The 6,169-nt window shown below is 58.1% G+C and carries 7 protein-coding genes; 3 read left to right on the forward strand and 4 right to left on the reverse strand.

Going from position 1 to position 6,169, the window contains the following annotated elements:
• Both ACK5JN_RS23850 and zapE read right to left on the reverse strand, forming a co-directional pair.
• The coding region (locus tag ACK5JN_RS23850) for an uL13 family ribosomal protein (protein ID WP_416872418.1) at positions 1-167 on the reverse strand (167 nt) is incomplete at its 3' end.
• Positions 168-457: 290 nt separating this feature from the next.
• Entirely contained in the window at positions 458-1,582 is a 1,125-nt protein-coding gene (zapE, locus tag ACK5JN_RS23855) for a cell division protein ZapE (protein ID WP_416872412.1), read from the reverse strand.
• 198 nt (positions 1,583-1,780) lie between these two features.
• Between zapE and zapG the strand changes: the two genes are divergently transcribed.
• From zapG to degS, 3 genes are all read left to right on the forward strand, one after another.
• Positions 1,781-2,179: a Z-ring associated protein ZapG gene (zapG, locus tag ACK5JN_RS23860; RefSeq protein WP_416872413.1), complete on the forward strand. Its 399-nt coding sequence runs from the start codon at positions 1,781-1,783 to the stop codon at positions 2,177-2,179.
• A 138-nt stretch (positions 2,180-2,317) separates the two neighbouring features.
• Positions 2,318-3,694 (forward strand): serine endoprotease DegQ, encoded by a 1,377-nt coding sequence (gene degQ, locus ACK5JN_RS23865; RefSeq protein WP_416872414.1) that lies wholly within the window; start codon positions 2,318-2,320, stop codon positions 3,692-3,694.
• A gap of 89 nt (positions 3,695-3,783) precedes the next feature.
• Positions 3,784-4,851 (forward strand): outer membrane-stress sensor serine endopeptidase DegS, encoded by a 1,068-nt coding sequence (degS, locus tag ACK5JN_RS23870; protein WP_416872415.1) that lies wholly within the window; start codon positions 3,784-3,786, stop codon positions 4,849-4,851.
• Positions 4,852-4,885: 34 nt separating this feature from the next.
• Here the strand turns inward: degS and ACK5JN_RS23875 are convergent, their stop codons facing one another.
• Positions 4,886-5,617, reverse strand: a complete 732-nt coding sequence (locus tag ACK5JN_RS23875; protein WP_416872416.1) for a hypothetical protein — start codon at positions 5,615-5,617, stop codon at positions 4,886-4,888.
• Positions 5,618-5,636: 19 nt separating this feature from the next.
• Positions 5,637-6,169 (reverse strand): sodium ion-translocating decarboxylase subunit beta (locus ACK5JN_RS23880; protein WP_416872417.1); only part of this gene is annotated, 533 nt, incomplete at its 5' end.

The raw sequence follows: 6,169 nt of genomic DNA on the forward strand, positions 1-6,169 counted from the left end.
ACGATGATGTAATCACCGGTATCTACGTGCGGAGTGTATTCCGCTTTGTGCTTACCGCGCAGGCGCAGAGCCAGTTCGGAAGCCAGACGGCCCAGAGTTTTACCGGTCGCGTCAACAACATACCAGTCGCGTTTTACGGTTTCTGGTTTAGCTGTAAAAGTTTTCATTAAAAGCTTACCCAAATAAATAAGTTACACGTTGGTGAACACCCAAACGTTTAGTCAGTTGAGGTTCACACGACATTGTCCAGCAAACCTACCCCTTCGAATAGCCTATGCCGGCGCAGAGAAAGTTTTGGGAAAAAAACTCTCTTGTAACGTGGGGTCGCAAGATTATAGAGAAGTCGTGGTCAAAGGTCGACCCCTTTATGTGATTTGCTGCGGGTTTTTCGGGGTTTGGGGATGTGCGACCTGATGCCCTCACCCCCAACCCCTCTCCCACGGGGAGAGGGTGCCATTTATGGCATATGCGCCCGCTTCAGGTACTCTTCGCTCTGCATCTCCTGCAAACGCGACAGACAGCGCTGGAACTCAAACTTCAGCCGCTCGCCCTGATAGATGTTGTACAGCTCGACCTCGGCGCTCACCACCAGCTTCACGTGGCGCTCGTAGAACTCGTCCACCAGCGCGATAAAACGACGCGCTTCGCTCTCCAGCATCGGCGTCATCACCGGCACGTCAAACAGCATCACGGTATGGAACAGCCGCGACAGCGCAATGTAGTCGTGCTGGCTGCGCGCGTCGACGCACAGGGTCGTAAAGGAGACCGCCAGCGTCTGGTTCTCTACGCCGAGGGTCGGCAGCGGACGGTGATTAATCTCCAGCGCGGTCTGGTTCATCTGCGGCGTCCCCGCCAGCGCCAGCCACAGTTTATTCATTTGCTGGCGTGTGTCATCGTTCAGCGGCGAGAGCCACAGGTGCGCCTGCGTCAGCGTGCGCAGACGATAGTCGATGCCCGCGTCCACGTTCATGATGTCGCAGTGCGCTTTAATGGCGTCAATCGCTGGCAGGAAGCGCGCGCGCTGCAGGCCGTTGCGGTACAGCTCGTCCGGCGGAATATTGGAGGTGGCCACCAGCGTAATCCCGCGCGCAAACAGCGCCTTCATCAGGCCGCCAAGCAGCATGGCGTCGGTAATATCGGAAACGAAAAACTCATCGAAGCACAGCACGTCGGTCTCGGCTTTAAAGCGCTCGGCGACAATTTCCAGCGGGTCGCTGTGGCCCTGTAACGCCGCCAGCTCTTCGTGAACGCGCAGCATAAAGCGGTGGAAGTGCAGGCGCTGCTTCCGCTCGCCCGGCAGGCTTTGATAGAACATATCCATCAGCCAGGTTTTGCCGCGCCCCACGCCGCCCCACATATAAAGGCCGCGTACGGCGCTCGGCGCGTCGGACTCTTTCTTGCCGAGCAGCTTGCCAAAACGCGCGCGCAGGCCGCCGCTGGGGGCTGTGGCTGGCGTTTTGTGCTGGAGTTCCTGGTAAATGGTGTCGAGACGGTTGACCGCCTCGCGCTGGACATCGTCAGGTTGATGACTGCCCTCCTCGAGGGCCTGAAGATAGCGCGATGTGGGGGACTGGCTTTGCATGATCTAATTGTTATTCCTTTGAAAACCGGTATGTCTTACTTCACGATTGACTAAAAAAAGTCCGTTCTACACTACGCGATGATGCGTCAGGATTCCACTTCTACAGGATTAGCGGTTATAGTGGCACTATCGGGCGCTGGCATGGAGTTGCCGAAGCCGCCAATACCCTACGGAACAACAAAACAATGGGAGATGTTCATGACCTGGGAATACGCGCTAATTGGGTTAGTTGTCGGTATCATCATCGGTGCCGTGGCCATGCGTTTTGGTAACAGTAAATTACGCCAGCAGCAGGCGTTACAGTACGAGCTTGAGAAAAACAAAGCCGAGCTGGAAGAGTACCGCGAAGAGCTGGTGAGCCATTTCGCCCGCAGCGCCGAGCTGCTTGATAACATGGCCGATGACTATCGTCAGATCTACCAGCACATGGCCAAAAGCTCCAGCAACCTGCTGCCGGGCATGTCTGCGGAAGCCAACCCGTTCCGTAATCGTCTGGCCGAGTCTGAAGCCGGCAACGATCAGGCGCCGGTACAAATGCCGCGTGACTACTCGGAAGGTGCATCCGGTCTGCTGCGCAGCGGCGCAAAACGCGATTAATCTGCTTTCCACAATTATTTTACGGGCGCACGACACGCGCCCGTCCTCTTCCTCTCACGCCGTCTATATTTACTTCAATAACATCAGTCTTTTCGGGAAGTCGTGTTCTTGTATCCAGGGTCATGAGGGCCAGCATCAATGAATAAATCAACTTTACTGTTAAGTGCATTGGCGTTAAGCGTTGGGTTATCCCTTGCTGCTCCAGCGCCGGTGTTCGCGTCGCTACCGACGCAGGTTCCGGGCCAGGGCGCGTTGCCTAGCCTCGCGCCGATGCTGGATAAGGTGCTGCCTGCGGTGGTGAGCGTGAAGGTCGAAGGCACCGCGCCGGTGAATCAGCAGGTGCCGGAGGAGCTGAAAAAGTTCTTTGGCGACGACAGCGGCAACCCGGCAAATGAACCCACCCAGCAGTTTGAAGGCCTGGGCTCCGGCGTCATTATCGATGCGATTAAAGGCTACGTGCTGACCAACAATCACGTCATCAGCGACGCGCAGAAAATCAGCGTGCAGCTGAACGATGGCCGTGAGTTTGAAGCCAAACTTATCGGCAGCGACGACCAGAGCGACATCGCGCTGCTGCAAATCCAGAAAGCCAGCCACCTGACGCAAATCGCCATCGCCGACTCCGATAAACTGCGCGTCGGCGACTTCGCTGTCGCCGTCGGCAACCCGTTCGGCCTGGGGCAGACCGTTACCTCCGGGATCGTCTCGGCGCTGGGCCGTAGCGGCCTGAATCTCGAAGGCCTGGAGAACTTTATTCAGACCGACGCGGCCATCAACCGCGGTAACTCCGGCGGCGCGCTGCTCAACCTGAACGGCGAGCTGATCGGCATTAACACCGCCATTCTGGCCCCCGGCGGCGGCAGCATCGGCATCGGCTTTGCGATCCCCAGCAATATGGCGCAGACCCTGGCCCAGCAGCTGATTCAGTTTGGTGAAATCAAACGCGGCCTGCTCGGCATTCGCGGGATGGAAATGACCGCCGATATCGCCAAAGCGTTTAACCTCGACGTGCAGCGCGGGGCGTTTGTCAGCGAAGTGTTGCCGGGCTCCGGTTCCGCAAAAGCAGGGATTAAATCCGGCGACGTGATTACCAGCCTGAACGGCAAGCCGCTGAACAGCTTCGCCGAACTGCGTTCGCGCATCGCCACCACGGCGCCGGGCTCGAAGGTGAAACTCGGCCTGCTGCGCGACGGCAAACCGCAGGAAGTGGAAGTCACGCTGGATAAGAGCACCTCATCAACCGCCAGCGCACAGCTGATCATCCCGGCACTGGAAGGCGCATCGCTCAGCGACGGCCAGGCGAAAAGCGGCACCAAAGGGGTGGTGATTGCGAGCGTAGAAAAAGGCAGCCCTGCCGCGCAGATTGGCCTGCATAAAGATGACGTGATTATCGGTATCAACCGCCAGCCGACGCAGTCTATTGCCGAACTGCGCAAGGTGCTGGAGGCGAAACCGGCGGTGATTGCGCTCAACGTCATGCGCGGTAACGAGAGCATTTACCTGCTTCTGCGCTAATCCACGAAAAACCGGGCATCGCCTGGAATGTATGTCCGGTTTTCTCGTGGTATGCTTCGTCCAGTTTCCTCATCAACGAAGCCTGTATCATGCTTGTAAAGCTCTTACGTTCGGTTGCAATTGGTTTAGTGGTCGGTGGCATACTGATTGTCACCGTGCCTTCTTTGCGTCAGTGGAATCCGTTATCCGCCCCGCGCTTTAACAGCACGGATGAAGCGCCCGCCAGCTACAACGCCGCGGTACGCCGCGCAGCGCCTGCGGTGGTGAACGTCTATAACCGCAGCCTGAACAGCAACACTAATAATCAGCTGGAAATCAAAACGCTCGGATCCGGCGTGATTATGGACGAGCGCGGCTACATTATTACCAACAAACACGTGATCAACGACGCCGATCAGATCATCGTCGCCCTCCAGGATGGCCGCGTGTTTGAAGCCCTGCTGGTTGGCTCCGACAGCCTGACCGACCTGGCGGTACTCAAAATTAACGCCACTGGTGGCCTGCCGGTGATCCCGATTAACCCGACGCGCACGCCGCACATCGGCGACGTGGTGCTGGCCATCGGTAACCCGTATAACCTCGGGCAGACCATCACCCAGGGGATTATCAGCGCGACCGGTCGTATCGGCCTGAACCCCAGCGGTCGGCAGAACTTCCTGCAAACCGACGCCTCCATCAACCACGGTAACTCCGGCGGCGCGCTGGTTAACTCACTGGGCGAGCTGATGGGGATTAACACCCTCTCCTTTGATAAGAGCAACGACGGCGAAACGCCGGAGGGCCTGAGCTTCGCCATTCCGTTCCAGCTGGCGACCAAAATCATGGATAAGCTGATTCGCGACGGGCGCGTCATTCGCGGCTTTATCGGTATCAGCGGGCGGGAAATCGCCCCGCTGCACTCACAAGGCGGCGGCATCGACCAGATTCAGGGTATTGTGGTCAACGAGGTCGCCCCGGACGGCCCGGCCGCGCAGGCCGGTATTCAGAACAATGACGTGATTATCTCGGTCAATGGCAAACAGGCGATTTCCGCGCTGGAAACCATGGATCAGGTTGCCGAGATTCGCCCGGGCTCGGTGATTCCGGTGGTGGTGATGCGTGACGATAAGAAGCTGACCATGCAGGTGACGATTCAGGAATATCCGGCGTCGGGCTGACACGACGCGGGTTTTCGCCTGCGTCGTGATACGTCTAGTCTATGAACACCGGTCCTGCCGGGAAATGCGCCAGAAAATTCGTGAAGATCAGCAGAGCGGGGAGACTTTTCTCCCCGACGGCCTCTTCACGGATCGCTTTATCCAGCGCGAATAAGCCAGGCTCGCCCCCTTCCCCCAGAATGCCGCCCATCCAGAGCAGACGCTGCGCCTGCTGGCGAGCATGCTGCGATGCGCTTTTCCAGGCGACCAGATGCAGCAACGTTTGTAACAGCAGGATCCGAGGCGCGTAGCCATCGCGTTGTAATCGCCTGAATACGGGTAATGCAATGCTACGTACCGTCGAGAAACCGCTCGCCGCCTCCCCCTCAATCGGCGATAACCCAACGGCCGCCTGTTTGACGAAATCGCATAACCGATTGTGCGTTAATGGCCGCTCGCCTGCGCTCATATACCCTGCGGCAAAACAGAGTAACCCGATACCCTGTGCCCAATCGGTCGATGGCAGGATCCCCTGCGGAACAGTCGGCACCGACCTCTGCGTGGCACGCCCCCCCTCGTCGTAGCACTGTGCAAAGCGTTGCTCATATATTGCTAAGTTGACGCCGGACCACGGCAGCAAATGCAGCGCTGGCTCAAGCTCAGTTATCTGATTCACCGTCTCAACAACATAACGCAAGATGGTTTCTCTGGATGGCATGGATGTACCTTGCCGAAACGCAACCATTTCACTCATTACTGTGTCCTCATTTTGCGGGAGCAGAATCACTGCTCCCGGTTAGATTGGATTACATCGCCAGCACGTACTTCAGCATCACGCCCGCCGCAATCGCCGAGCCAATCACCCCCGCCACGTTCGGGCCCATCGCGTGCATCAGCAGGAAGTTCTGCGCGTCCGACTCCAGCCCCACTTTGTTTGATACCCGCGCCGCCATCGGCACCGCCGAGACGCCCGCCGAGCCGATCAGCGGGTTGATTTTGTTTTTGCTGAACACGTTCATCAGCTTCGCCATCAGCACCCCGGCGGCGGTGCCGATACCAAACGCAATCACCCCCAGCAGCAGAATGCCCAGCGTCTGCGGCTGCAGGAACTTGTCCGCCACCAGCTTGGCCCCCACCGACAGGCCGAGGAAAATGGTGACGATGTTGATCAGCCCGTTCTGCACCGTGTCGCTCAGGCGTTCCACCACGCCGCTTTCGCGCATCAGATTGCCGAAGCAGAACATCCCCAGCAGCGGCGCGGCGTCCGGCAGCAGCAGCGCCACCAGCAGCAACAGCACCACCGGGAAGAGGATTTTTTCCCGTTTGCTGACGGTACGCA

This window comes from Kluyvera sp. (genome assembly GCF_047971185.1).
Lineage (GTDB): Bacteria > Pseudomonadota > Gammaproteobacteria > Enterobacterales > Enterobacteriaceae > Kluyvera.